The 25403-nt window shown below is 41.1% G+C and carries 28 protein-coding genes; 16 read left to right on the top strand and 12 right to left on the bottom strand.

Features of this window, described 5'->3' with window-relative positions; genetic code table 11:
* The first annotated feature begins 28 nt into the window (after nt 1–28).
* The 13 genes from fliF to fliR all read left to right on the top strand — a co-directional run bounded on the left by fliF (nt 29) and on the right by fliR (nt 11114).
* Complete coding sequence (gene fliF / locus AACV01_RS14895; protein ID WP_161683164.1) at nt 29–1750, top strand: flagellar basal-body MS-ring/collar protein FliF; 1722 nt, start codon at nt 29–31, stop codon at nt 1748–1750.
* A complete protein-coding gene (gene fliG / locus AACV01_RS14890; protein ID WP_004243510.1) occupies nt 1747–2745 on the top strand; it encodes a flagellar motor switch protein FliG in 999 nt (332 codons plus the stop codon). Before fliF ends, fliG begins: the two co-directional genes overlap by 4 nt.
* Nucleotides 2738–3460: a flagellar assembly protein FliH gene (gene fliH / locus AACV01_RS14885; RefSeq protein ID WP_036918548.1), complete on the top strand. Its 723-nt coding sequence runs from the start codon at nt 2738–2740 to the stop codon at nt 3458–3460. Before fliG ends, fliH begins: the two co-directional genes overlap by 8 nt.
* On the top strand, nt 3460–4833 hold the full coding sequence (gene fliI, locus AACV01_RS14880; protein WP_046334241.1) for a flagellar protein export ATPase FliI: 1374 nt from the start codon (nt 3460–3462) through the stop codon (nt 4831–4833). The genes fliH and fliI overlap by 1 nt, the downstream gene beginning before the upstream one ends.
* 30 nt (nt 4834–4863) lie before the next feature.
* Nucleotides 4864–5310, top strand: coding sequence for a flagellar export protein FliJ (fliJ, locus tag AACV01_RS14875; protein WP_020945872.1), 447 nt, complete (start codon nt 4864–4866; stop codon nt 5308–5310).
* The gene (locus AACV01_RS14870; protein ID WP_161683162.1) at nt 5310–6722 is read left to right on the top strand and encodes a flagellar hook-length control protein FliK; all 1413 of its coding nucleotides are present in this window, start codon (nt 5310–5312) and stop codon (nt 6720–6722) included. Before fliJ ends, AACV01_RS14870 begins: the two co-directional genes overlap by 1 nt.
* 177 nt (nt 6723–6899) lie before the next feature.
* Nucleotides 6900–7382 carry a flagellar basal body-associated protein FliL gene (gene fliL, locus AACV01_RS14865; RefSeq protein WP_004243519.1) on the top strand — a complete coding sequence of 161 codons (483 nt, stop codon included), beginning with the start codon at nt 6900–6902 and terminating at the stop codon, nt 7380–7382.
* A 5-nt stretch (nt 7383–7387) separates the two neighbouring features.
* The gene (gene fliM / locus AACV01_RS14860; RefSeq protein ID WP_004243520.1) at nt 7388–8419 is read left to right on the top strand and encodes a flagellar motor switch protein FliM; all 1032 of its coding nucleotides are present in this window, start codon (nt 7388–7390) and stop codon (nt 8417–8419) included.
* Nucleotides 8412–8822: a flagellar motor switch protein FliN gene (fliN, locus tag AACV01_RS14855; RefSeq protein ID WP_004243521.1), complete on the top strand. Its 411-nt coding sequence runs from the start codon at nt 8412–8414 to the stop codon at nt 8820–8822. Before fliM ends, fliN begins: the two co-directional genes overlap by 8 nt.
* A gap of 3 nt (nt 8823–8825) precedes the next feature.
* Nucleotides 8826–9272: a flagellar biosynthetic protein FliO gene (gene fliO / locus AACV01_RS14850; protein ID WP_060554755.1), complete on the top strand. Its 447-nt coding sequence runs from the start codon at nt 8826–8828 to the stop codon at nt 9270–9272.
* Nucleotides 9272–10042 (top strand): flagellar type III secretion system pore protein FliP, encoded by a 771-nt coding sequence (gene fliP, locus AACV01_RS14845; RefSeq protein ID WP_004248331.1) that lies wholly within the window; start codon nt 9272–9274, stop codon nt 10040–10042. Before fliO ends, fliP begins: the two co-directional genes overlap by 1 nt.
* A gap of 14 nt (nt 10043–10056) precedes the next feature.
* Nucleotides 10057–10326: a flagellar biosynthesis protein FliQ gene (gene fliQ, locus AACV01_RS14840; RefSeq protein WP_004243524.1), complete on the top strand. Its 270-nt coding sequence runs from the start codon at nt 10057–10059 to the stop codon at nt 10324–10326.
* Between the two features lie 5 nt (nt 10327–10331).
* Nucleotides 10332–11114, top strand: coding sequence for a flagellar biosynthetic protein FliR (fliR, locus tag AACV01_RS14835; protein ID WP_004243525.1), 783 nt, complete (start codon nt 10332–10334; stop codon nt 11112–11114).
* 307 nt (nt 11115–11421) lie between these two features.
* On the opposite strand, the gene flgL is transcribed toward fliR, so the two are convergent.
* From flgL to flgB, 11 genes are all read right to left on the bottom strand, one after another.
* On the bottom strand, nt 11422–12366 hold the full coding sequence (flgL, locus tag AACV01_RS14830; RefSeq protein WP_004243527.1) for a flagellar hook-associated protein FlgL: 945 nt from the start codon (nt 12364–12366) through the stop codon (nt 11422–11424).
* A 25-nt stretch (nt 12367–12391) separates the two neighbouring features.
* Complete coding sequence (flgK, locus tag AACV01_RS14825) at nt 12392–14035, bottom strand: flagellar hook-associated protein FlgK (protein WP_004243528.1); 1644 nt, start codon at nt 14033–14035, stop codon at nt 12392–12394.
* A 118-nt stretch (nt 14036–14153) separates the two neighbouring features.
* Nucleotides 14154–15140: a flagellar assembly peptidoglycan hydrolase FlgJ gene (gene flgJ, locus AACV01_RS14820; RefSeq protein WP_020945877.1), complete on the bottom strand. Its 987-nt coding sequence runs from the start codon at nt 15138–15140 to the stop codon at nt 14154–14156.
* A complete protein-coding gene (locus AACV01_RS14815; protein ID WP_161683160.1) occupies nt 15140–16246 on the bottom strand; it encodes a flagellar basal body P-ring protein FlgI in 1107 nt (368 codons plus the stop codon). Before AACV01_RS14815 ends, flgJ begins: the two co-directional genes overlap by 1 nt.
* Before the next feature lie 14 nt (nt 16247–16260).
* Nucleotides 16261–17004: a flagellar basal body L-ring protein FlgH gene (locus tag AACV01_RS14810; RefSeq protein WP_004243532.1), complete on the bottom strand. Its 744-nt coding sequence runs from the start codon at nt 17002–17004 to the stop codon at nt 16261–16263.
* A 62-nt stretch (nt 17005–17066) separates the two neighbouring features.
* Nucleotides 17067–17849 (bottom strand): flagellar basal-body rod protein FlgG, encoded by a 783-nt coding sequence (gene flgG / locus AACV01_RS14805; protein WP_004243533.1) that lies wholly within the window; start codon nt 17847–17849, stop codon nt 17067–17069.
* A 19-nt stretch (nt 17850–17868) separates the two neighbouring features.
* On the bottom strand, nt 17869–18624 hold the full coding sequence (locus AACV01_RS14800) for a flagellar basal body rod protein FlgF (protein WP_004248338.1): 756 nt from the start codon (nt 18622–18624) through the stop codon (nt 17869–17871).
* 21 nt (nt 18625–18645) lie between these two features.
* A complete protein-coding gene (gene flgE, locus AACV01_RS14795) occupies nt 18646–19866 on the bottom strand; it encodes a flagellar hook protein FlgE (RefSeq protein WP_004243535.1) in 1221 nt (406 codons plus the stop codon).
* A gap of 28 nt (nt 19867–19894) precedes the next feature.
* Nucleotides 19895–20695 (bottom strand): flagellar hook assembly protein FlgD, encoded by an 801-nt coding sequence (locus AACV01_RS14790; RefSeq protein ID WP_046334247.1) that lies wholly within the window; start codon nt 20693–20695, stop codon nt 19895–19897.
* A gap of 12 nt (nt 20696–20707) precedes the next feature.
* Nucleotides 20708–21112, bottom strand: coding sequence for a flagellar basal body rod protein FlgC (gene flgC, locus AACV01_RS14785; protein ID WP_004243537.1), 405 nt, complete (start codon nt 21110–21112; stop codon nt 20708–20710).
* A gap of 5 nt (nt 21113–21117) precedes the next feature.
* A complete protein-coding gene (gene flgB / locus AACV01_RS14780; protein ID WP_004243538.1) occupies nt 21118–21531 on the bottom strand; it encodes a flagellar basal body rod protein FlgB in 414 nt (137 codons plus the stop codon).
* A 209-nt stretch (nt 21532–21740) separates the two neighbouring features.
* On the opposite strand from flgB, the gene flgA reads away from it, so the two are divergent.
* From flgA to AACV01_RS14765, 3 genes are all read left to right on the top strand, one after another.
* Nucleotides 21741–22397: a flagellar basal body P-ring formation chaperone FlgA gene (gene flgA, locus AACV01_RS14775; RefSeq protein WP_020945880.1), complete on the top strand. Its 657-nt coding sequence runs from the start codon at nt 21741–21743 to the stop codon at nt 22395–22397.
* Nucleotides 22398–23035: 638 nt separating this feature from the next.
* A complete protein-coding gene (gene flgM / locus AACV01_RS14770; protein ID WP_004243540.1) occupies nt 23036–23335 on the top strand; it encodes a flagellar biosynthesis anti-sigma factor FlgM in 300 nt (99 codons plus the stop codon).
* A 14-nt stretch (nt 23336–23349) separates the two neighbouring features.
* Nucleotides 23350–23787 carry a flagella synthesis protein FlgN gene (locus AACV01_RS14765; RefSeq protein WP_223805438.1) on the top strand — a complete coding sequence of 146 codons (438 nt, stop codon included), beginning with the start codon at nt 23350–23352 and terminating at the stop codon, nt 23785–23787.
* A gap of 150 nt (nt 23788–23937) precedes the next feature.
* Here the strand turns inward: AACV01_RS14765 and AACV01_RS14760 are convergent, their stop codons facing one another.
* Nucleotides 23938–25203: a two-partner secretion domain-containing protein gene (locus AACV01_RS14760; RefSeq protein WP_161683158.1), complete on the bottom strand. Its 1266-nt coding sequence runs from the start codon at nt 25201–25203 to the stop codon at nt 23938–23940.
* Nucleotides 25204–25403 lie beyond the last annotated feature (200 nt).

Genomic DNA, 25403 nt, shown 5'->3' with positions numbered 1-25403 from the left:
ATCCCGAACTACAAGGCAAGGATTGTCTATGAATGCCGAAAAAACCGACGTTGTGAACCAGAAAAAAGGTTTTAACGCCATTATTAACCGGATAAAAGCCGATCCGAAAATTCCGCTTATTATTGCGGGATCGGCGGCGATTGCCATTTTTGTTGCTGCTTTTTTATGGCTACAAAGCCCTGATTATAAAGTGCTTTATAGTAATCTTAGCGATAAAGATGGTGGCGAAATTGTCACACTGTTAACACAAATGAATGTACCCTATCGCCTATCACAAAATGGTTCTGCGATTATGGTACCTGACAATCAGGTTCATGAATTACGCCTGAAACTCGCACAAGCGGGGCTTCCAAAAGGTGGAGCTGCCGGTTTTGAACTACTTGATAAAGAAAAGTTTGGGATCAGCCAGTTCAGTGAACAGATTAACTATCAACGTGCACTTGAAGGGGAGCTTGCTCGTACCATCGAAACCTTAGGTCCAGTGCAAAATGCTCGTGTTCATTTAGCATTGCCTAAACCCTCTCTTTTTGTTCGTGAGCAAAAATCACCTTCTGCTTCTGTAACAGTAGGTCTGCTACAAGGTAGAGCCTTGGACGAAGGTCAAATTAATGCCATCGTACATATTGTAGCAAGTAGTGTTGCAGGTATGCCCGATAGTAATGTGACCATTGTTGATCAAAGCGGTAAGTTATTAACACAGCCCGATGCTTTAGGTCGTGATCTTAATTCTATTCAACTCAAATATGTCCAAGAGTTGGAAAGTCGCTACCAGCAACGTATTGAAACACTATTAGGCCCTATTGTTGGACGTGGTAATGTTCATGCGCAGGTCACCGCTCAAGTTGATTTTTCTCATACAGAAGAAACCGCTGAAGAGTACAAGCCTAATCAGCCCCCTAACCAAGCTGCAGTACGCTCAAAACAAGTGAGCCAAAGTGAGCAAAATGGAGGCATGTTAGCTGGCGGTGTGCCCGGTGCGTTATCTAATCAACCTGTTGCACCACCGCAAGCGCCAATTGAAAAAGCCAAAGACACGGCGGCTGATGAGAAAGCAACATCAACCAATGCTAATCGTTCAATGACGCGTAATCCAAACAGCAATAGCCGTTTAGATGAAACAACCAACTATGAAGTAGATCGTCGTATTCGTCATGTTAAACGACCTGTTGGCAATATTGAGCGCCTTTCTGTTGCGGTAATCGTCAATTACAAAACCGTAGAAGACAAGAAAAAAGCAACAGAAGGTGAAGAGCCTATTGTCGAAAATAAACAAGTTCCGTTAACCGATGAACAGCTTCAACAAATTGAAAGTTTAGTACGTGAAGCGATGGGTTATTCCCAAGAGCGCGGTGACTCTTTAAGTGTGGTTAATTCTCAATTTAACGATACCGAAGAGCCAGTGATTAGCGTTCCTATGTGGGAAAATCCACAAATATTGGCTAAAGCATTAGATTTAGGCCGCTGGTTATTGCTTGTTATCATCGCGTGGATCTTATGGCGTAAATTAGTGAAACCTCAACTTGAAAAACGCCGTGAAGCAGAAGTCGCCGCACAAAAAGCGATTTTGAAAACCAAGCTTGAAGTGACAGATGATGTCAACGAAGCCGAATTAGATGAAGAATCAAGACGTAAACAAGCACGTCAACGTGTTAGTGCCGAATTACAAAGCCAACGTATTCGAGAGATGGCAGAAAAAGATCCTCGTGTTGTAGCCATGGTAATTCGTCAATGGATGAGTAAAGAACAATGAGTAATGACTTAACTGGAACCGAAAAAAGCGCCGTTATGTTACTGACATTGGGTGAAGATCGCGCAGCAGAAGTATTTAAACATCTAACGACACGTGAAGTGCAACAACTGAGTATTGCGATGTCTTCTATGCGTCAGATCTCCAATCAACAACTCATTGATGTGATGGCAAGCTTCGAAGAAGATGCTGTTCAGTATGCAGCATTAAATGTGAATGCTAATGATTATTTACGCTCTGTACTTGTTAAAGCCTTAGGTGAAGAGCGTGCTAATAATCTGCTCGATGAGATCTCAGAAACCCGTGAAACCACAACAGGTATTGAGACACTTAACTTTATGGAGCCACAAATGGCTGCCGATATTATCCGTGATGAACATCCACAGATTATCGCCACCATTTTAGTTCACTTAAAACGTGGTCAAGCTGCTGATATTCTTGCTCTGTTTGATGAAAAATTACGTAATGACGTTATGTTACGTATCGCAACATTCGGTGGTGTTCAGCCATCAGCCTTAGCTGAATTAACAGAAGTACTGAACAATTTACTTGATGGTCAAAATCTCAAACGTAGCAAAATGGGTGGTGTTCGTACTGCAGCTGAAATTATCAACTTGATGAAAAGTCAGCAAGAAGAAAATGTTATCACCGCAGTACGCGACTACGACGGCGAATTGGCACAGAAAATTATCGACGAAATGTTCCTGTTCGAAAACCTTATCGATATCGACAACCGTTCAATTCAGCGCATTCTACAGGAAGTGGAATCCGAATCCTTGGTTGTGGCATTAAAAGGTTGCGATCAAGAACTACGCGATCATTTCCTCAACAATATGTCACAGCGTGCTGCTGAAATTATGCGTGATGACTTGGCGTCTCGTGGACCTGTTCGCATGTCTCAAGTGGAAGCTGAGCAAAAAGCAATTCTGCTTATTGTACGTCGCTTAGCTGAGAGCGGTGAAGTTGTTCTTCATGGAGGAGACGATACCTATGTCTGATAAAAATACTGATACAAACTGGAAGCCTTGGGTTCCAAAAGAACTTATTGACTGGGAATTAAAAGTCAAGGAAGACACTGAATTAGACGAGAAGGAAGACGAAAATCAAGAAAAAGAAGTCGTTCAGCAACAGAAAGTCCTCGAGCAAATTAATATGCTTGATGACATGAAAGAAAAGGCTCAAAAACTGGGCCATGCTGAAGGCTTTGAGGCAGGGAAAAACCAGGGTTATCAGGAAGGCTATCAGGCAGGATTACAATCGGGTATCGAAGAAGGTATCCGTCAAGGCATTGCTAAACAAGAACCTTTTATTAATGAATGGCAAGGCTTATTAGCTGAATTTAGGCATTCATTAAATGGTTTAGATAGTGTTATTGCCTCACGATTAATGCAGATAGCACTCACAGCGGCCAAAGAAGTACTTGGACAACCTGCGGTCTGTGATGGCTCTGCATTACTTGCTCAAATTACACTAATGTTGCAACAAGAGCAGATGTTTGCAGGGGATCCACAGCTACGGATTAACCCTAAACATATCCCTCTGATTGAAAAGGAATTAGGCGATTCTCTTACCGCCCACGGTTGGAAAGTGGTGGCTGATAATAGTATCCATGTAGGGGGATGCCGTGTTGTAACCAATGATGGTGATCTTGATTCCACAATTGCGACACGTTGGCATGAATTGTGTCGTCTTGCTGCACCGGAGGCGTTGTAATGACCGCAAGATTGGGGCGTTGGTTAGAAAAGCTCAATGAAGCAGAATCTCGTTTAAATAAAATTCCACGCATTCGCCAATATGGTCGCTTAACCCGTGCTACAGGCTTAGTCATGGAAGCTAAGGGGCTAGTTATGCCCCTTGGCTCAACCTGCTTAATAGAACGTACCATTGGTAAAACGGTTGAAGAAGTTGAAAGTGAAGTCGTCGGATTTAACGGTAGCCAAATGTTACTCATGCCACTACAAGAAGTGGAAGGATTAACCCCAGGTGCTCGAGTCTACGCTCAATCGATCCCCGGTCGTGAAGGCGAAGGCCGACAATTGCCTCTTGGAGATGCTCTATTAGGCCGCGTACTTGATGGCTCAGGTGATCCCCTAGATGGTTTACCGCCGCCAGATACCAGTTATCGAGCACCACTGATTACGCCACCTATCAACCCATTACAACGAACCCCCATTACAGATGTACTTGATGTGGGTGTACGTGCCATCAATGCACTACTTACGGTCGGTCGTGGCCAACGTATGGGACTCTTTGCCGGCTCGGGTGTCGGGAAAAGTGTTCTATTAGGTATGATGGCGCGTTTTACTCAAGCCGACGTCATTGTCGTGGGGCTTATTGGTGAGCGTGGTCGTGAAGTTAAAGACTTCATAGAGAATATCCTAGGTAAAGAAGGATTAGCACGCTCGGTGGTAGTAGCAGCACCTGCTGATGTTTCGCCACTCTTACGAATGCAAGGTGCTTCTTATGCAACCCGTATTGCCGAAGATTTTCGTGATCGCGGTAAACATGTTTTATTAATTATGGATTCGTTAACTCGCTATAGCATGGCGCAGCGTGAAATTGCCTTAGCCGTTGGTGAACCGCCGGCGACAAAAGGTTATCCCCCTTCTGTATTTGCAAAATTACCCGCACTTGTTGAGCGTGCCGGTAATGGCGTTGATGGTGGTGGCTCCATTACTGCTTTCTATACCGTGTTAACAGAAGGTGATGATCAGCAAGATCCAATCGCTGATTCTGCCCGTGCTATTTTGGATGGCCATATCGTGCTTTCGCGTTCACTGGCGGAATCGGGTCACTACCCTGCTATTGATATTGAAGCGTCCATTAGCCGTGCGATGACCTCACTGATTGATAAAACACATTATCGCCGAGTACAAGTATTTAAGCAGCTATTATCCAGTTATCAGCGCAATCGCGACTTAATTAATGTAGGGGCTTATGCCGCAGGCAGTGATCCTATGCTGGATAAGGCGATTGCCCTTTATCCATCATTAGCAAAATTCTTACAACAAGATATTCAAGAGCAATGTAGCTATCAACATGCTTGTGAACAACTTAATCAACTGATCACACTAGATTCATTCTGAACATAATCAGGAAAAGTAAAGAGGGTTCCAATGCGGGAGCAGTCACCTTTAGTGACACTGAGGGAACTGGCACAGACAGCGGCAGAACAAGCCGCTGTCCAACTAGCCCAAGTCCGCCAGAGTCATCAACAGATGGAACAGCAACTCAATATGTTGATCGGGTATCAGGATGAATACCGTATTCGTCTCAACCAGACGTTAAATGTGGGAGGCATGTCATCAGCATCATGGCAAAACTATCAACAATTTCTCAAAACACTTGAATTAACTATCGAGCAACATAAACAGCAACTTCGTCATTGGCAAGCGCAACTCGACCTTGCAACGGAACATTGGCGAGAAAAACAGCAACGACTCAATGCGTTTGAGACATTGGAGCAACGCGCTGAAGATAGCCGTAAGCGACAACTTGATCGTATTGAGCAGAAACAAATGGATGAGTACGCACAGCGTAGTACTTTACGGAGAACAACTTGATGGAGATAACGCTTCTGACCATGGATGTCACAGCAACCTCTCCGGGAACGACATCCGCTACAACAAGTCAACCCGGTGATAATGCGTCGACATTTGCACAACTTCTGAGTACTCAACCTCAGAATACACCCAGTGATAAAAAAAACGCCTCTATTTCAGGCCATTCCTCAAAAGAGAATAAGGCGCACAATCACACTGAAAAAAATAAAGACCAACAAAATGATGACGATATTAATACTATTGTCACTGAATATGCGGCATTAGAGGCGCCAGCAACGAAAAATACCCATCTTGCCCTCTCGTTACCTGATAATGAGCAATTTAGCTCAATTCTTGAAAATAAAACGGCCTCTTCATTAATGTCCGCAGAAGAATTAGCGGCAGAGCTTCCTGTACAACTTGCCGGACTTGCAGGGTTAAAATCTACATCGCTTTCAGCCAACCAAGCTCATCAGCCACATTTATTGGGAACCTCGTTAAAGCATGCTGGGAATGGAAACGAGTTATCTCACCTTATGGCAGAAAATGCCCGTGCTGAACGTGATCTTGTCGATAAATGGCAACAATTCAATACACAAGCTAACGCAGATGACAAATCATTACTTGCTCAATTACGCCCTGAAACAGCGTCATTAACCCAACTTGCAACACATGAAGCTCGCCATTTAACGAATGGGCATTCAGCAAAGAAAGTTGATAACGCTTCACTGTTATCTTCCGTGGCAGAAAAAGCGGATGGATTGTTAGCCGATGACAAAGCATCAGCCAATACAAAATTAGCCGATAATCTGGCAAACCAAATAATCGGTAATAACCGTATTGCTGAACGCGATCTACACAATAGATTATCGACCTCTTCGGTGTTTGCCTCTTCATCAGTAGCAAGTCATACGCAACCGTCATCAATGATGCAAGCGCAAATGCACTTTCCTTCGATGCCTACCCCGATGTTAAATGCACAAATAGGCACACCGGAATGGCAACAGCAACTCAATCAGCAAATTGTGATGTTTAGTCGTAATGGTTTACAAAAAGCTGAGCTACGTTTACATCCCGAAGAGTTGGGTTCATTACATATTCGCATGAAAATTGAAGATGGACAGGCTCAATTACATCTTGCCTCTCAAAATGGACAAGTGCGTACTGTGTTAGAAAATTCCCTGCATCATTTGCGTCAAGCGCTCTCTGAAAATGGGATACAACTCACACAAAGTCAAGTGTCTAGCGACAGTCATGACGGTTGGCAACAACAAAATATGTCAGATTCCTCTCAATTTAGTGGAAATGGTGCCGATAATCATCAAAGAAGCGAGGGTAATTCTATGCAATTAGCCTCAGAAACGGCACAAAAGATAACCCTTACGCCTCAAGAGTTAGCCTCTGCTCGTGGTGGTGTCGATATTTTTGCCTAATACAAATGTATTGGGAGGACACACTATGTCAATAAACGTAAGAGTTAATGGTTTTTTCCCTATCTGTTTCTGCCATTAAAAAACAGAAATAGCGGGATAATTAAGGTTGATTTAGATGGATATGGAAGTCCACAAAAGTGAACACGTATCCACTACAAAACAGGAATTTAACTGTCCATGTCTAATTACAGCAATGAACGTAAAAGCTATAGCTTAATTCTGATCATCCTATTATTGGTGATCGCCATTATTGCAGCGGCATTCGGTGGATATAGTTGGTGGGCATTGAAGCATGCTAAATCAGGTACTACGGGCACTAGTCAGCAAAAAGTTATACCGGCCCCCGTTTTTATGTCATTAGAGCCTTTTACCATCAATCTGATTGATGAAGAAGAACATTTAGATCGCGTACTCTACATAGGGATCACGTTACGCTTACATGATGAGAATACACGTAAGCGCTTACATGATTATTTACCCGAAGTTCGTAGTCGCTTGCTACTACTTCTTTCTCGTCAACACGCTAATAAAATTGCAACAGATGCGGGGAAACAACAACTCATGACAGAAATAAAAGAAACGCTGAGACCGACTCTTGTACCGGGTGAATCTGAACAGATCCTCTCCGATGTACTGTTTACCACGTTTATTCTGCGATAATCATTATGAGCGATAATATCCTTTCACAGGCAGAGATAGATGCTCTGCTGAATGATGACACATCAGGTGACGACGCCCAAAAAAGCGCGAACAGGGAACCTGCGATAGCGAAGGATCCGAATGAACCGGATATTCAGCCTTATGACCCGAACACGCAACGTCGTGTCGTTCGAGAACGGTTACAGTCGTTAGAAATTATTAACGAACGTTTTGCGCGTCAATTCCGTATGGGGCTGTTTAATATGCTTCGCCGAAGCCCTGATATCACGGTTGGTGGCATAAAAATTCATCCTTATCATGACTTTGCCCGTAACCTACCTGTACCAACTAATCTAAATTTGGTGCATTTAAAACCGTTACGCGGCACAGCATTATTTACCTTTGAGCCGAATCTGGTTTATATCGCGGTTGATAACCTGTTTGGTGGCGATGGGCGTTTTCCAATTCCCGTTGAAGGACGCGAATTCACCAATACAGAGCAGCGTATTATCAACAAAATGTTAAAACTGGCACTTGATGCCTATCGTGATGCTTGGGACTCCATCTTCAAAATTCAAGTTGAATATGTTCGTTCTGAGATGCAGGTAAAATTTACCAATATCACCTCATCACCAAATGACATTGTGGTGACGACACCTTTTCAAGTAGAAATTGGCTCTATGGTAGGGGAATTTAGTATCTGTATTCCTTTTGCCATGATTGAACCGCTACGTGAACGGCTAATCAATCCACCAATTGAAAACCTTCGCCAAGAAGATAGCGTTTGGTTAGACAGTTTAGTAAACCAAGTTAAGCACTCAGAGCTTGAGTTGGTTGCTAACTTTACTGACATTCCGCTGCGTTTATCAAAAGTCCTTACCCTGAAAAAAGGGGATGTGCTCCCTATTGATAAACCAGAAAGATTGATTGCACATGTTGATGGTGTGCCGGTATTAACAAGTCAATACGGTACAGTCCATGGGCAATACGCCCTTCGTGTTGAACATTTAATTAACCCTGTTTTAAACGCTCTGGATGAGGAACAAACCAATGAGTGATGAAAATCGCCCAACTGATAATTCACAATCGGCTGAGGATATGTGGGCTGATGCAATGGAACAGCAAACTGGCAAAAGCCAAGATAATAGTTCCGACGTATTCGAACATCTGTTACCTGAAGATGATACGCTTAATCATCTATCTGATATCAATTTGATTATGGATATTCCTGTCAAATTGACAGTAGAGTTAGGGCGTACCAAAATGACGATTAAAAAACTCCTAAGCCTATCACAAGGCTCTGTAGTGTCATTAGATGGGCTTGCGGGTGAACCCCTTGATATTCTTATCAATGGCTACTTAATCGCCCAAGGAGAAGTCGTGGTCGTTTCTGATAAATATGGTATTCGCATTACCGATATCATCACTCCTTCAGAACGTATGCGCCGTCTGAGTCGTTGATCTATGGAACAGATCCCTTCCTTTTCCAGCCAAGGTGCGGTTAATACTGCCGCACCCGCCACAACGCAAGTTATCCAAACACCGGCGCAACCTTTACCCGTTGGACAAAGCCTTGTGCAAGTCAGCACCGCGCTTGCGGGTATTATTGTACTGATTATTGTTGCAATGTGGCTTTTCCGCCGTTTTGGCTTTGCTCGCGGTACATTTAAAGCTAATCAAGCCCAACTCACGGTTAAAGCGAGCTGTTCATTAGGTACCAAAGAGCGTGTTGTCGTTGTTGAAATCGAGCAGGAATGGCTTGTATTAGGGGTTACGGCATCGCAGATTAATCTGTTACACACCTTACCCATTCCTAATCATGCCTCGCAGGAAGCGCCTATACCACCTTCTTCACCGTTATTTATTCAATTATTACAAAAAACGCTAAAGCGAGATAAAGGCAACTCATAATGCATCAGTGTGTCTCTTATTTTAACGCATTAAAGCGCTGGCCTCTCTTCGCTAGTGTCCTTATTTTGTCACTATTGCCAAGCCATGCGTTTGCTCAATTCCCCAGTGTTATTTCACACCCATTACCGGGAGGTGGCCAAAGCTGGTCATTGCCAGTACAAACACTGATTTTTATCACAGCCCTAGGTTTTATTCCCGCCGTATTACTGATGATGACGAGTTTTACTCGGATTATCATTGTGCTGGGTTTATTACGTAATGCGTTAGGGACACCTTCTGCTCCCCCTAACCAAGTGGTACTGGGTCTTGCGCTATTTATGACATTTTTTATTATGGCACCGGTGTTTGATAAAATTTATCAAGATGCTTATCTCCCTTTTAGTGAAGATAAAATTACTTTTGAACAAGCACTCGATAATGGCTCACAACCACTGCGCCAGTTTATGATGCAACAAACGCGCGAAACCGATCTTGCACTCTTTGCTCGTCTTGCTGATGCCCCCGCATTTGAAACACGCGATAGCGTACCCATGCGAATTTTAGTACCTGCTTATATTACCAGTGAGCTAAAAACCGCTTTTCAAATTGGTTTTATGATTTTTATCCCTTTTCTCATCATAGACTTAGTAGTTGCCAGCGTCTTGATGGCACTCGGTATGATGATGGTGCCACCCGCCACCGTTTCACTGCCTTTTAAACTCATGTTATTTGTATTAGTCGATGGCTGGCAGTTAATACTTGGCTCATTGGCTCAAAGCTTTTTTAACTAGCAAAGAGGTTCTTTATGACGCCTGAATCTGTTTTAGCATTAGGAACGGAAGCGATGAAAATTGCCTTATCCCTTGCTGGACCTCTATTATTGTCTGCACTGGTTACCGGTTTAGTAATAAGCATGCTGCAAGCAGCAACACAAATAAACGAAATGACACTGTCGTTTATTCCTAAGATCCTTGCTGTATTAGCGGCTATTTTAGTCGCAGGCCCGTGGATGCTCAGTTTGTTATTAGACTATATGCATAACTTATTTACTGGCATTCCAGGAATGATTGGCTAATAACAATGATAACCTTGACCAGTGAAATACTTAATGGCTACATCAGTGATTTTTTCTGGCCATTTGTGCGTATTTTGGCACTCTTTAGTACCGCGCCTTTGTTTAGTGAAAAACAGACACCTAAAAAATTTCGTATTGGACTCGCCTTTTTAACCACGGCGTTAATTGCACCAGGACTACCGCAAAGTCAAGTACCTCTCTTTTCTATCATGGCTTTTTGGGTACTGATCCAACAAATTTTAATTGGCACAATTTTAGGCTTATCTATGCAGTTAGCTTTTGCTTCTGTACGTCATGCAGGAGAAGTGATTGGTTTACAGATGGGGCTGTCATTTGCGACTTTCGTCGATCCTTCAGGTGGCCCGAATATGCCTATTCTTGCTCGTATCTTTAACATGTTAACCATGTTGCTTTTTATGGTGTTTGATGGGCATTTATGGCTGTTATCGGTATTAGCAGATACTTTCTATGTTGTTCCTATTGGAAATCAGACCTTTAATTCATTGGGTATCCTTACTTTAGTACAAAGTGGTGGCACTATATTTATTAACGGGATGATGTTAGCCATGCCATTAATTACTCTACTATTAGTGCTCAACCTTTCATTAGGTATTTTAAACCGTATGACACCACAGCTTTCTGTTTTTGTGGTCGGTTTCCCTCTTACCCTCACGATCGGTATGTTGGCGTTATCACTGATTATGCCGGCATTACCTGTGTTTACTGAGCGTGTCTTTAGCGATACATTCAATCGTATTACCTTAATATTGCAGCAATTAGTTTCTTGAAAAACCTGATGATTGAGATTGTGTTATCTATTTTTCCATTGGCTAATTAAATCTGCTTTTTGTCACTTGTTTTGTTTATTCCACAATTAATATATCATTTGCTATAAACCAGTGATGAATAAAGTCAGCTAGATAACTTAATATTCGTGCTAAAGGATCAGCACGGGCACTTACTGCTACTGCGACTAAAGTCATGCATAAACCTTGTACTGACTTCATTCGTTACAGATAAAAAAATCCCCTGATAAATATCAGGGGATAATCGCTTATTTTATAGAATAAGATGCTATTTACTATTGCGACTAAATTAACGATACATCTTAAACATCGACATCTCTTTCATGTCATTAAAGACTTTATAAGATGCCTGTAATACCGACTCTTCTTGATAATAATCTGAAATTGCTTGTGTCCAATCTAAGTCACGTAACTCACTTAAGCGTTTAGCATTTCTTAATGAGGTATCTGCACCTAAATCATCTAAATTATCAAGTTCTTGAAGCTGTAAACCTAATTTAGCTTCCACACTAGAAATATTATTTAATGTGGCGCGATTAACACGGTTAGCCGTATTAATCTTATCTAATGCAGCATCACGATCAGCTTGTGGTTTTCCAACTAGAGGTTCACGTAGTGCACTGATGGCCTCATCTAAGGCATTAAAAATATCTGGCTCTGTGCCTTTTCCTCCCGATGATTGTAACGTTTCTATCCCTGTAAAGTTGGATACCATTTCAATATTGCTATCAACTTTTTGAGTAATTTGCTTGTCTCCACCTTGATAGGTGATTTTACCCGTTTTGTCTGCAACAAAAGGTGGTTTATCTGTTTGGAAACCAGCAAAAACATAACGTCCAACACCATCTTTCGTATTGCCAATCCCCACTAACTGATCTTTTAAACCACTTAATTGTTCCGCAAGAGAGGCACGATCTTCATCACTTAATGCGCCATCATTACCGGCAGCCACTAATGTTTCTTGAATTTTTGTGGTGATATTGACCATTTGGCTTGAAAGGCTCATTTGCAATGACATGCTGTTTTTAGCAAATCCACGTGCTGTCGCGTATTGCTGATTACGCGCTTCAGATTGCTTAACCATTACCGCTTGTGAGGCCGCCATCGGATCATCAGAAGGTTTTTCAACACGTCGACCACTGGAAATTTTATTCCCTTCTGTCATCCATCTACTTTGCGAGCTAGTAATATTATCCACTCGCTGAGTGTAAATTTGATTTGAACTTAAACGCACGATTTATTCCTTAATCAAAGAGGGTTTATAAGACCTGCATAATCGCATCAAACATGGTATTTGCAGTTTGAATAACTTTTGCATTTGCCATGTAATACTCTTGGATACGATACATTTCGCCGTATTCTTCATCCAAGTTGACCCCTGAAACCGATTGTTGCTGTGTTAAAATACTGCTGGTGATCGCATTTTGCGCATCATAATCAACTTGCGCAGTATTCACTTTATTACCCACCATACTTATTAGTGAGCCATAACCACCAGCAATTGTTGCTTTACCATCGATAAGTTTTTCATCGGGTAATTCGAACAATTTTTTCATGTTCTCATTATCACTAGGTCCAGAGTCTTTTGTACCCGCGGCAGCTATTTTGCTTGGATCGCTGATTGCAACACTCATTCCTGCAATCACGTTGCCTACAGATTGAACAACGATAGAATCGCCCTCTTGTGCAGCTCCATTGACTTTGATGCTCATTCCTTCGAATTCTAATTCACCCGTTGTTGCATTAGGTGTTGCTGTAAATTTACGATTCCCCGGCTCTACAGTGACATTCCATTTACCACCTTCATACTTAACCGTATAATCCGCAGCTTTAACTTCTCTTGTGTCAGTGTATTTGACATCAAAAGTCGCATCACCTTTGTTCTTACCATTAGGCATGGTATGTGCCCCACCTAGGTTGAAGAACTTATCACCTTTATCGCCGTTTAAATCAAAACCTTGCTCATGTTGTTTATTAAATTGATCGCCCAACACTAAAGCTAATTGGTTTAATTGATTTCGGCTTGCATCTAATACTTCATTACGGCTACGGTAAGCGCCACCTAATTCACCGCCATTAATACGTTTAGCATCAACCTCACGAACTTCATCAATACCGTTGCTATAACCAACAACAAGGCGTTCACTGTTTTTATTGGAAGGAATAGCAGAGACTTCATAAGAGCGCGTCCCCGCAACAAGAGGAAGACCATTGGCAAAGCTGACATTAACAAACCCGCCATCTTGTTGGGTCACCTGTACATCAACTAGCGTATTTAGCTCTTGAATTAAACGGTCGCGTTGGTCGAGCAGATCATTAGGCTCGGCACCATTAAAACCTTGTGAGCGGCTAATTTCTTGATTTAATTTAGCTATCTGCTTGGAATATTCATTAATATTCTTAGTGGTATTAGTGACTTGGCTATTAATGTCTTTTTCGAGATCGCGTAATGATTGATCCGCTTTGTTAAACATATTCACCATTGCTTCCGCTTTACCCAGTATGGTGGTACGAGCTGGGTTATCTTCCGCATTGTTCGTTACATTAGGTAAGCTGGTAAAGAAGTCATCAATTGCACTGGAAACATCATTGCCTTTATCCGCTAATAAATTATTTATTTGCGAGATATTTTTGTTATAGCTATTTAAAGCACTCTGTTTTGTTACCGCACGATTCATTTGCCCCGCAAGGAACTCATTATATTCGCGATGAATACGACTCACATTAACACCATTTCCAATATAACCATTACTGGTCATCGTGCCACCGTTTTCATTAAATACGGTCATTTGACGGTTATACCAATTTACTTTTTGGTTAGCGATATTATTACTAATTGTGCTCATCGCAGCTTGTGCTGCATTAAGCCCGCTCATCGCTGTATTAATTAAATTGTTGGACATTTGTCTATCCTTTTACGTTTAGTCATCTCCTGTATGTTCGGAGCATAACTAGGCAATTGATATGGATGCTCTGCTATTTGTTATCGGTTATTCCCCCCTAAACTTGAGGGGAGAATAGTTAAAAGAGTTCACTTAAATCATGGGTATAAGTTTTCGCAACTTGCTCACCCTGTCCCTTTAATTGCCCTATAATAGAAACAAGTTTTTTGGCATACCCCGGATCGGTCGCATAACCGGCTTCTTGAATATGAAAAGCTGCCTGTTCTGGTGTTTTGGCTTGCGGTACTTTGGCATAGCGCGGGCTTTCCGTAAGCAATCTTAGATAATCTTGGATAGCCTCCACATAAGAGCCGTAGACACGGAAATTATCACGCATCTTGATCGATTTACCGTCAATCACTTCCGTTGTCATAATATTAGTGACAGGCCCTTTCCAATAACGCCCCGCTTTAATACCAAACAGGTTGTAGCTCGGTTTTCCATCACCCGTTAAAATTTCTCGTTTACCCCAGCCAGATTCTAGTGCCGCTTGTGCTACAACTAAAAGATGATGAATACCTGTACCTTGTGTCGCTTGTTTAGCAGGCCCTAACAATTTAGCGGCAAAAGAAGCGCTACTTTCAGACAGTCCTTTTAACTTGCCTACCGTACTTTCAACTGCATTTTGTAACGGTTGCATCGCACGATAGAGCTGGCCTAATGCTTGTGTTGGCATTGATTGAAAAATATCACTGCTGTCTAATGGCATCGGCGTTTTACCGGCCAGTTCGCTCGGTTCCATCGTTACTTTAGCTGACAGTTGTTTTTCAATCATGTCAGCAAACCCCAAGCCTTTTTTGGATAAATCTTGAGCAATTTGCTGATCATAAAGAGAGGTGTACATTTTAGTGCTTTCTGAATTGAACATACTCTCTTGTGGAATAGCTTCACGCATACTTTTTAACATCATTTGCACAAAAACCCCCTCAAGTTGCTGCGCCACTTGGCGCAGCCCTTGCTGATCGGCATTTTGTCCAACCTGATATTTAAGTTTATTCAATGCGTTACTATCATATGCTGGCGTTGAAATATTCGGCATTGAAGAAAGCAGAGATAACTCTTTCATCAGATAATCTCCAATCTCGCCCGTAAACAACCCGCACTTTCCATCGCTTGTAATATCGACATGAGATCTGTTGGGGTCGCACCTAGCGCATTGAGTGAACGGATCACTTCATTGAGGCTAGCACTGGCGTTGACTTTTTGTAATGAACCACCCTTTTCATTGACATTAACACTCGTATTACGTGACACAACCGTACTGCCACCTGCAAAGGGAGTATTCGGTTGACTCACATTCACTTGGCTATCTACCGTAACAGATAAGTTGCCTTGTGCGATGGCACAGCTACCTAATACCACATTACGGTTCATTACAACGGAACCTGTTCTTGCATTGATAATCACTTTAGCATCAGCAATAACTCGTTTTACCTCAAGGTTTTGCACATCTGCTAAGAAACGAACTTGTTCACTTTTACCAAGAGGTACACGTAATTGCACCGTACGGGCATCAAGAGGAAGAGCTGTTCCTACCCCTCGTAGTTTATTAATCGCATCAGCAATACTTTGTGCTAGCGTGAAGTTTTCTTCGTTAAGCTGTAAGTTTAATAATCCCGTCTGACCAAACTGAGAAGGTAACTCACGCTCAATAATGGCACCGTTACTAATACGTCCACCCGCTAACTGATTGACTTTTACGCTACTGCCTCCCGCAGAAGCACCAGAGCCACCGACAACAATGTTCCCTTGGGCTACCGCATAAACCTGACTATCTACCCCTTTAAGTGGGGTCATCAGTAACGTACCACCTCGTAAACTTTTGGCATTACCTAATGAAGAAACAACCACATCGATAGATTGCCCAGTACGACCAAAAGGAGGTAGTTTTGCTGTCACCATCACTGCCGCGACGTTTTTTAACTGCATATTGGTGCCCGCAGGTACGGTGATCCCCAATTGTGAGAGCATGTTATTTAGACTTTGCGTGGTAAAAGGTGTTTGCATGGTTTGGTCACCCGTACCATCGAGGCCGACAACCAAACCATAACCAATCAGCGCATTTTCTCTTACCCCTTCAACCGAAGTAAGATCTCTGATCCGTTCGGCATGGGCAGAAAAGCCGACACATGTCATCACGATAAAGAAAAGGCTAATCGCTAATTTTTTCATCTAGATCCTACTCGTTAAAAAGGTGATACATTTAAGAAGAAACGTTGTAGCCATCCCATGGATTGCGCTTCATTAATATAACCGTCTCCGATATATTCAATACGCGCATCAGCAACTTGGGTTGAATTGACCGTGTTTGAGCCACTGATAGTGCGCGGATTCACAACGCCTGAAAATCGAATAAATTCAGTGCCTTGGTTTATCGCAATTTGTTTTTCACCTACAACGTGTAGATTGCCATTTGCCAATAACTGATCAACCGTTACCGTAATGGTGCCTTTAAAGGTGTTATTCGCATTAGCACCACCTTTACCACCGAACTCACTGTTTCCTTCCATGCCCATATCAGTACGGCTATTCCCTAATAATCCTTCTAAGAACCTTGGTGTAATAGAAGCAAGGAAACCAGCTTTACCATTGCGACTGGCATTCGCCGACGAGTTTTTACTGGCACTGACATTTTCTTGCAAGGTGATAGTCAATGTATCGCCAATATTTCGCGGTCGCCTATCTTCAAATAATGGCTGATAACCAAAATAAACCGGCTGGGTAGCCTGAAAAATAGAGCCATTAGGTGCTGGTGTGGTAGGCGCAGTAGGTATTGCCGTGGTGTGTCCTTCAACCAATGGTTTTTTCGGTATCTGAGCGCACCCTGCTAGTGTCAGTACCAACAGGGCGGTACCTAAACGTTGATGACGACGCCATCTGACACTAAGCTTGCTTGCCCCAGAATTGTCAGTAATGACCTTTGTATCCATCTTCGATACTCTTTTAGTAATACGCCTGACAGAAATTCTGTCAGGCTAATGAATCAACGAAATTAGAGTTGCGTGAGTTTCTGTAACATCTGATCAGAAGTTGAAATCGCTTTACTATTAATTTCATAAGCACGCTGAGTTTGGATCATATTGACCAATTCTTCCGCGACATTAACGTTAGAGGTTTCAACATATCCCTGATATAACAAGCCCGCACCGTTAATACCCGGCGCATTTTCAGTGGGTGCTCCGGAGCTGGCTGTTTCTAAGTACAGATTTTCCCCAACACTTTCTAACCCGCTATCATTAATAAATGTGGTGAGTGTTAATTGCCCTACTTGTTGAGGTGCAGGCGATCCTTCAATCTCCACACTGACAATACCATCACGACCTACCATCACCTTTTTAGCGGTTTCTGGCAAAATAATCGCTGGGACGATTTGAAAGCCACTGGAGGTCACTAATTGCCCATTTTGGTCCATTTGAAAAGAGCCATCACGAGTATAAGCATCCGTACCATCAGGTAATTGAACATGGAAAAAACCTTGCCCTTTGATAGCAACATCACGCGTACCATTAGTTTGGGCTAAATTACCTTGGCTATGTAAACGCTCTGTCGCCACTGGGCGAACACCAGTACCAATTTGTAAACCAGAAGGCGCATTCGTCTGCTCGGATGTCATCGCTCCCGGTTGACGAATAGTTTGATAGAGTAAATCCTCAAAAACCGCACGTTGGCGTTTAAAACCATTTGTGCTGACGTTTGCGAGGTTGTTGGAAATCACATCCATGTTAGTTTGTTGTGCATCCAACCCTGTTTTAGCAATCCATAAAGAACGGATCATGGTTTTCCCCTTACACTATTTAACTCATTGATAGCAATTGGTTAGCGCGTTGCGCATTATCATCTGCACTGTGGATCACCTTCATTTGCATTTCGAAACGGCGGGCATTGGCAATCATATCGACCATGGCTTCAGCAGGATTGACGTTGCTACCTTCTAATACACCAGCAAGGACTTTGACGTTATCGTCCGCAGGTAACGTTTCACCCACTCGTGCTGTACCTTGAGGTGATAGGTGAAATAGACCATCATCGCCTCGTACCAAATCATTTTGTTCTGGCTTCACCATTTTTAGGCGACCAATTTGCCCTAGCATTTTCGGTGGATCGGTAGGGACATGAGCCGTGACAATGCCGTTATTAGCAATGCTAATTTCCGCTTGTGGTGGCACTTCAATTGCGCCATTATCGCCCATCAAAAGACGCCCTTGTACCATCAACATGCCATCAGCGTTACGCTCAATATTGCCGTTTCGGGTATACGCTTGCGTACCATCTTCAAGTTGAACAGCCAAATAGCCATTATCACTTAAAGCAACGTCCATCGGTCTGCCGGTGTAATTCATCGTTCCCTGACGCTGATCACTACCGGGCGTTGACGCGACGGTAAGTGTACGCGTCGGTAAGGTTTCGCCATTGATAGGTACGGCTCGCATCGCACTAAGTTGCGCTTTAAACCCTGGTGTTGATGCATTTGCTAAATTGTTCGCCACGACAGCTTGGTTTTCCATTGAGTGTCTGGCACCGCCCATCGCGGTATAAATCACATGATCCATAACAGATGATTTCCTGCGTTATTAGCGCATGCTAACTAGTGTTTGCAGGATCTGATCCTGAGTTTTGATAGTCTGCGCATTAGATTGATAGTTACGTTGAGCAACAATCATGTTAACTAACTCTTGGCTCATATCTACGTTAGAGGCTTCTAAGGCATTGTTGGTTAATTTACCGAATACGCCAGAGCCTGCCACACCAACAATGGGTGAGCCTGAACCATTGGTTTCAGACCACATATTGTCACCTTGTGAACTTAAGCCACCAGGATTGGCAAAGTTAGCTAATGCGATTTGACCAACCACTTGGCTTTGTTGGTTTGAGTAGGTCGCCATAATGGAACCATCTGGCTCAATACGGAAATTGGTAAATTCCCCTGCTTGGTAACCATTTTGCGCGAGTTTAGAGACACTTGATTCAGCGACTTTTTGCTGCGTACTACCACTAAAGTTCATTTCCATATCCATGGGTTGTGAACCTTTATAAGCAACGGTAGTAAAGTTTTTCAGCTTAGGTGCTGTTTCATCTAATACCCCGTTATCCTTATAAACTAATTTACCCAGATCTTGTGCTGGCTCACCTGTTGTGGTGTCTTGAGCATAAACACTCCATTCGTTATCTTTGGTTTTAACAAAGAATAAGTTCAGGTTATGTTCATTACCTAAGCTATCGTAGGTTGTCACGTTAGTACTAAAGTTATAAGAATCGTTATCTTTGGGATCAAATTTATGTGTTGTTTGATCGATAGCCTCTTCAGCTGAATTCAAGTTAACCGTCATATCCATTTTATCGGTTGCACTTGCATTCATCATATCGGTAGGAATAATGATAGGCGTTGGTGTTGCCCCTTTTTGTACTACATTTTTACCGTCTACGTTTTGTACTGGATAACCTGTAATACGCATGCCTTGCATATTAGTGAGATAGCCGTTTTTATCTTTGCCAAATTCACCATTACGTGAATAGAAAACGCCACCGTTACTATCTTCAATACGGAAGAAACCACCACCAGAAATCGCCACATCGGTTGGGCGGTTAGTAGTAGTGATACTACCATCTTTAAAGTTTTGGCTAATGCCTGATACTTTTACACCAAGCCCTGCACCAGAGCCGGCAAAAACATCGGCAAAAGAGACTGTTGCCCCCTTAAAACCGTAGGTTGCAGAGTTTGAGATATTATTACCAATAGTATCTAAATTAGCGGCTGCTGCATTTAAACCACTGACTGCTTGAGAAAAGGACATGCGCCCTCCATTATTGAATTAATGTTGATTAAAAAACTTTACGAATTTCGTCCAATGAAACGATGACACCGAGGCCAACATCAAGATGAGGTTTTCCCTCTTTCATAGAAACGGAATTGACTACCGCACTTTTAAGTGTTTTTACTGGGACTTGCGCATCATTAAATGTGGCGTTCACTGTAAATTTATAATTTCCAGTAGGAACTGTATTACCATCATCATCAATGCAATCCCAAAAGAAGTGATAAACATCCGGCAGAAGTTTTGAATTCATTTCGATCGTGCGAACTTTAGCCCCACTGCTATCAGTAATATTGACTGTAAGCGTATCTATTGGACTAAAGGATTCAAAACCAAAGGCGCTGGCGAAGATATTTTCATTATCAGGATCTGGCGTATCAGCAGATCTTAATAACGGATCTAATTTAGTATCAGGCGTTTTATCTGTATCGATATCTGTATCAGAGCCAGCGTTTTCACCATTATTACTCTTATCAACGTAGATATCATTACCGGCAATCATCACCATATGATTAACCAATGAGGTCGCACGTAATGCCTGACTTTGGTCAATTTGCCCAACAATAGTATTGACTGTTTTATTTAGCGTCTCTATCCCTTCAACCGTAGAAATCTGTGCTAACTGTGACGTTAACTCATTATTCTGCATTGGATTGGTGGGATCTTGGTTTTGCATCTGCGTGATAAGCAACGTCAGGAAATTACCTTTAATATCATCACTCCCCCCTTTTTTAGTGTGGTAGGATGAAGGCGCTTCCCCGATAATGGTATTATCAGTAGGTTCATTCATTGAGGCAGAAATACCCACAATTTATTCTCCCTATTGACCTATCATTAGCGTTTTTTGCATCAGCGATTTCGCTGTATTCATCACTTCAACGTTAGCCTGATAACTTCTTGACGCCGAAATGGTGTTGATCATTTCACCGACTACATCGACATTAGGCTTACGCACATAGCCTTTTTCATCTGCAAATGGATTTCCTGGCTGGTATTCCATACGAAAGGGGGTCGGATCATCCACCACTTGCGTAACATGAACACCACCAATATCTTGGCCTGCCGGCGCATTCACTTGGAAAACCACTTGTTTTGCTCGGTAAGGTTCACCATCAGGCCCCACAACGCTATCTACGTTGGCCATATTACTTGCACTGACGTTTAAACGTTGTGATTGTGCTGAAAGTGCAGAACCTGAAATATCGAAAATACTAAATAAAGACATACTCTTTATCCTTGTTGCAATACAGCCATCATGCTTTTAACTTGAGAGTTAATAAATGTCACATCTGCCTGATATTTAACGCTATTATCGGCAAAATTACTCCGTTCCATATCCATATCGACCGTGTTACCATCCATCGATGTTTGATGAGGAACCCGATAAAGCAAATCAGCCTCTAAGCGATAACCCGGCTTAATAGGAATATGGCGTTCTGATGTCATTGTCAGTTGCAATCCATGACTACCAGTACGCCCGTTTTCCATGGTTTTTTTCAACTCAGCCGCGAAATCAATATCCCGAGCTTGGAAGCCTGGCGTATCAGCATTAGCAATATTTGCCGCCAAAATTTCTTGGCGTTTATTACGTAGTGAAAGCGCTTCTTGTTGAAAATGAAACGTATTTTCTAATTTATCGAGCATCTTCTATCCTTGGTGGCTAAGCCACTCACCTCAGCTGATAAAACAATTTCAGTTAACAGAATAAACGCTCAAAAAAAAGATGATTGGAGGAATAGGGGTAAATTGAATTGCTATTTATGCGTTTAAGGTATGTGAAGAGGATGTACACTATTTTGGCTAAATAAGTTTAACCACACCATTAGCATAAACTTTATAAGGTGATACAAACTATGTCTGTTAGAACGTTTATCGGTGTTATTTCTTTTTTCTTTATAGTAAATAGCGGTATAGCCAATCCCCTACCCGAAGCGCTACAGCAATTTTTCCAAACGCGCCACCACAAAGACGATAAAGTCACCGTAACCGTTTTAACCCCAGAAGATAAATGGCCACATTGCCAACAACAAGAAATCCTACAGCATGCAGGCTCTCGCAATTGGGGACGTCTTTCCATCCCCATTCAGTGCGATAATCAACGTCGTTTTATACAAGTAGATGTGAATGTTTATGGACAATATTTAGTCGCTAAAAAAGAGATTAATCGTGATGATGTAATAACAACATCTTCGATTAAGATCATAAAAGGAGATTTAGAAAAGCTACCTTATGACGTGTTAAGAGATGCTGTTTTTATTAAAAATGCCATTGCTATGCGCCATATTGCGACCGGAAAACCGATAACATCAACCATGGTTCGTCGCCCTTGGGCCATTTTAGCGGGGCAGACTGTAACGGTTTTTGCACAAGGTGATCACTTTCAAATCCGTTATGAAGGAAAAGCGATTAACAATGCCGTTGCCAATGAAAGTATTCGTATACGGGTCAAATCAGGACAAATTATTACTGGTGAAGCGCTGGAAAATGGCTCTGTACGTATCCCCTTGTAATACATTACAGATAACAATTAAAGGTAACGATAAGCAGAATAAGCCTATATTAAATGACTTGTTAACCGTTTTAATGATAACAAGGCAAGGTAAACTCTCTTGCACTATAAGTTGAATAAAAACGCTGCTTGTAGACTAGTGCTAATGAGTACGCTACAGCTTGAAGTATGACGAGAAAATACTCTAAATAATTCAAGTTGTAGCTAGGCGGCAAGCGAATGAGTTGCTAAGAGCATACTAATGAGTGTCGCCAACAACGCTACAGCTTGAAGTATGACGAAAAAATACTCTAAATAATTCAAGTTATAACTAGGCGGCAAGCGAATGAGTTGCTAAGAGCATACTAATGAGTGTCGCCAACAACGCTACAGCTTGAAGTATGACGAGAAAATACTCTAAATAATTCAAGTTGTAGCTAGGCGGCTAGCGAATGAGTCGCTAGGAGCATACATAAGTATGTGACTAGTGCGAATGAGTGACGCCAACAACGCTACAGCTTGAAGTATGACGAGTAAGATAACATTAAAGTTTATATCTACACTGCCGATATAAAACTACAAGATGATAGGCGAAAACACATAGGTTGTTTACAATGGCTTCATCTGACGATTAATTGATGCCTAACAAAGGATTTTCCTATGAGTATTGAACGCACAAATCCACTTATCCCAATCACGGCCATTTCTCAGCGTAACCTTAATGAAGGTGCCCAAGAAGCACGAAAAACCGGTAATGCGCAAACAAAAGCAATGGCGGGTGATACTTCTGTGAAACTAAGTGAAGCACAGAAAAAATTAGTTCAACCTAGCAATCAAGACATCAATGTCGAGAAAGTTGCCCGTTTAAAAGCAGCGATTGCCGATGGAACATTAACAATGGATAGCAGCAAAATTGCGGAAGCACTTTTCCGAGAAGCTGCTGAAAGCATAACTAAATAATATTAAAGATTATGATGGAAGAACTCCGCCAGACCTTAGATCTTCAGTTATCACAGCTCAATACCATTGCGGGTATTTTACGTGCTGAGCAACAGTTATTATGTGCAGGAAGTATTGATATCAATAAGCTGCATGAACTAACTGAACAGAAGAATTTTGTATTAACAGCTCTAGGTCATACCGATCAAAAACGTCAAATACTCAGTAAACAAGTTGGTATTGATAGACCCTATCAAGGACAGCCTTTTTTAGCTGATTTATGGGGACAACTGGTTGATCTAACGGAAGAGTTAAAACATCTTAATCAACATAATGGCTTATTGTTAGAGCAACATATTACTCGCAATAGTGAAACGCTGCATTTTCTACAGAAAAATCATAGCCCAACACTTTATGGTGCAGATGGACAAGCACAACGTTCAATATTAGCTGGGCGAAAAATACAAATATAATTTTCTTTTATAATTAAAGAATAATCCCTGTATTATCTCAATATAATACAGGGAGTGTTTTATTTAATATATTGATTTATATGTAACAACCTTCAGATAAAGATTGAATTAGCGTTAGGATTTAAATCGATAGTAATAATTAAAATAGCCTTATTTGTATTCAGTATAATCTATAATAGTTGATCTACCTAATTTATATTTTGTTCCCCCCTCTAATCTTAATCCCTCTGTTCCTATTAACAAGTTTTTACCTTCAATATCAACTTTATCATCATTTAATTGTAATATAACATGACCATCCCCCTGGATTTTACCACCAAGAAATATACTATCCTCAGCGAGGATATGAAAAACACTATTATACGACAATGATATATTACCTATTCCTAGGGTTCCTATGGTTCCTACTCTTCCATATAAATAACTATCATCAATATTAAATGTTCTATCTAAAAGCAACGTATCCGCTTTCATAAATAGAATACTATCTTTAACATTAAATGATGAATTATTAAGACCAGAAGAATATTGATAAACCATTACTTTTGATTGTTTCGTCCCATCATAAGCTGTTCTATATAAATTATCATCTTGATTTATATCTATGTTTCCTGCATTAATTAAGCTATAAGACTCATGATTTAGTGACAAAGTATTTATATTACCATTATTATAAACGTTACCCTGTTTTGATTTTATTATTAAATATCGACTATTTATTCCTGCCTCTGTCCTTAACAAAAAATAGCTGTATTTATTATAATCATTTTTAGCTCCAAGATTAAACTCACTTAACCCCATATCAAAACGAATATATTCAGCATTTAAATCACCGTCAATCAAGTCTACATTATTAGAGATAATATTTATCATTCCAGATGAAATATCTTTATAATTGCGATTAATATGACTATGTTCATTTTTATCTAATATATCTCTCATATTAAAAACAATACTAGAACCTATATCTGCTATAGTGAATGTCTTAGAAAATTTCCCTGTACTGCTACCTGCAATTAGTTTAATATCATTAATTCCAGAGAAAGAACAATCACGACAAAAAATTCCATTAGGATTAGCTATAACTACTGTTGCCTTTTTTCCTTGTAACTCAAGCTCACCTCTTAGAGTTGAAAACTCTTTAGAAACAACCTCATTAATAATTAATTCTGCTTCAGCATTATTTTTTAATGATAAACCAAAATCACCAACATCAAGACGATCATAATAGATATGGGCGGTCCCATCTTGATTAGTATTTATCACTTCAATTTGTGTTTTCCATGTATCATCATTAATGGATACTTTTGCATCTGATAATGAATCAGCATGTAAAATAACATCTTGATGAGCATAACAAGATAATGAAATAAATACAGATAACAGTGAGACAGTAAATAGAGCGTTTTTTTTCATGGTTATTTCCTTTGGTTTTAAAACTGATTATCATAATTAGCACAAGGAACAATTAATTTTAAAAAAAATCCATATAAAAAACATATAGACAAAGCATTAAAAAAACATATAAATAATATATTAACGATTAAGTATTTATATTAAAAAATACAAATAATATCTTTAAATATTAATAATAAGATATATAAACAGCCCTATTA

Source organism: Proteus sp. G2609 (assembly GCF_963896135.1).
Lineage (GTDB): Bacteria > Pseudomonadota > Gammaproteobacteria > Enterobacterales > Enterobacteriaceae > Proteus > Proteus mirabilis.
This window is presented reverse-complemented; position numbering and strand designations above follow the sequence as displayed.

Bases quoted from the DNA above. Each gene is read 5' to 3' on its own strand.
- fliF (WP_161683164.1), top strand. From the start codon at position 29: ATGAATGCCGAAAAAACCGACGTTGTGAACCAGAAAAAAGGTTTTAAC.
- fliG (WP_004243510.1), top strand. From the start codon at position 1,747: ATGAGTAATGACTTAACTGGAACCGAAAAAAGCGCCGTTATGTTACTG.
- fliH (WP_036918548.1), top strand. From the start codon at position 2,738: ATGTCTGATAAAAATACTGATACAAACTGGAAGCCTTGGGTTCCAAAA.
- fliI (WP_046334241.1), top strand. From the start codon at position 3,460: ATGACCGCAAGATTGGGGCGTTGGTTAGAAAAGCTCAATGAAGCAGAA.
- fliJ (WP_020945872.1), top strand. From the start codon at position 4,864: ATGCGGGAGCAGTCACCTTTAGTGACACTGAGGGAACTGGCACAGACA.
- AACV01_RS14870 (WP_161683162.1), top strand. From the start codon at position 5,310: ATGGAGATAACGCTTCTGACCATGGATGTCACAGCAACCTCTCCGGGA.
- fliL (WP_004243519.1), top strand. From the start codon at position 6,900: ATGTCTAATTACAGCAATGAACGTAAAAGCTATAGCTTAATTCTGATC.
- fliM (WP_004243520.1), top strand. From the start codon at position 7,388: ATGAGCGATAATATCCTTTCACAGGCAGAGATAGATGCTCTGCTGAAT.
- fliN (WP_004243521.1), top strand. From the start codon at position 8,412: ATGAGTGATGAAAATCGCCCAACTGATAATTCACAATCGGCTGAGGAT.
- fliO (WP_060554755.1), top strand. From the start codon at position 8,826: ATGGAACAGATCCCTTCCTTTTCCAGCCAAGGTGCGGTTAATACTGCC.
- fliP (WP_004248331.1), top strand. From the start codon at position 9,272: ATGCATCAGTGTGTCTCTTATTTTAACGCATTAAAGCGCTGGCCTCTC.
- fliQ (WP_004243524.1), top strand. From the start codon at position 10,057: ATGACGCCTGAATCTGTTTTAGCATTAGGAACGGAAGCGATGAAAATT.
- fliR (WP_004243525.1), top strand. From the start codon at position 10,332: ATGATAACCTTGACCAGTGAAATACTTAATGGCTACATCAGTGATTTT.
- flgK (WP_004243528.1), bottom strand. From the start codon at position 14,035: ATGTCCAACAATTTAATTAATACAGCGATGAGCGGGCTTAATGCAGCA.
- flgJ (WP_020945877.1), bottom strand. From the start codon at position 15,140: ATGAAAGAGTTATCTCTGCTTTCTTCAATGCCGAATATTTCAACGCCA.
- AACV01_RS14815 (WP_161683160.1), bottom strand. From the start codon at position 16,246: ATGAAAAAATTAGCGATTAGCCTTTTCTTTATCGTGATGACATGTGTC.
- AACV01_RS14810 (WP_004243532.1), bottom strand. From the start codon at position 17,004: ATGGATACAAAGGTCATTACTGACAATTCTGGGGCAAGCAAGCTTAGT.
- flgG (WP_004243533.1), bottom strand. From the start codon at position 17,849: ATGATCCGTTCTTTATGGATTGCTAAAACAGGGTTGGATGCACAACAA.
- AACV01_RS14800 (WP_004248338.1), bottom strand. From the start codon at position 18,624: ATGGATCATGTGATTTATACCGCGATGGGCGGTGCCAGACACTCAATG.
- flgE (WP_004243535.1), bottom strand. From the start codon at position 19,866: ATGTCCTTTTCTCAAGCAGTCAGTGGTTTAAATGCAGCAGCCGCTAAT.
- flgC (WP_004243537.1), bottom strand. From the start codon at position 21,112: ATGTCTTTATTTAGTATTTTCGATATTTCAGGTTCTGCACTTTCAGCA.
- flgB (WP_004243538.1), bottom strand. From the start codon at position 21,531: ATGCTCGATAAATTAGAAAATACGTTTCATTTTCAACAAGAAGCGCTT.
- flgA (WP_020945880.1), top strand. From the start codon at position 21,741: ATGTCTGTTAGAACGTTTATCGGTGTTATTTCTTTTTTCTTTATAGTA.
- flgM (WP_004243540.1), top strand. From the start codon at position 23,036: ATGAGTATTGAACGCACAAATCCACTTATCCCAATCACGGCCATTTCT.
- AACV01_RS14765 (WP_223805438.1), top strand. From the start codon at position 23,350: ATGGAAGAACTCCGCCAGACCTTAGATCTTCAGTTATCACAGCTCAAT.
- AACV01_RS14760 (WP_161683158.1), bottom strand. From the start codon at position 25,203: ATGAAAAAAAACGCTCTATTTACTGTCTCACTGTTATCTGTATTTATT.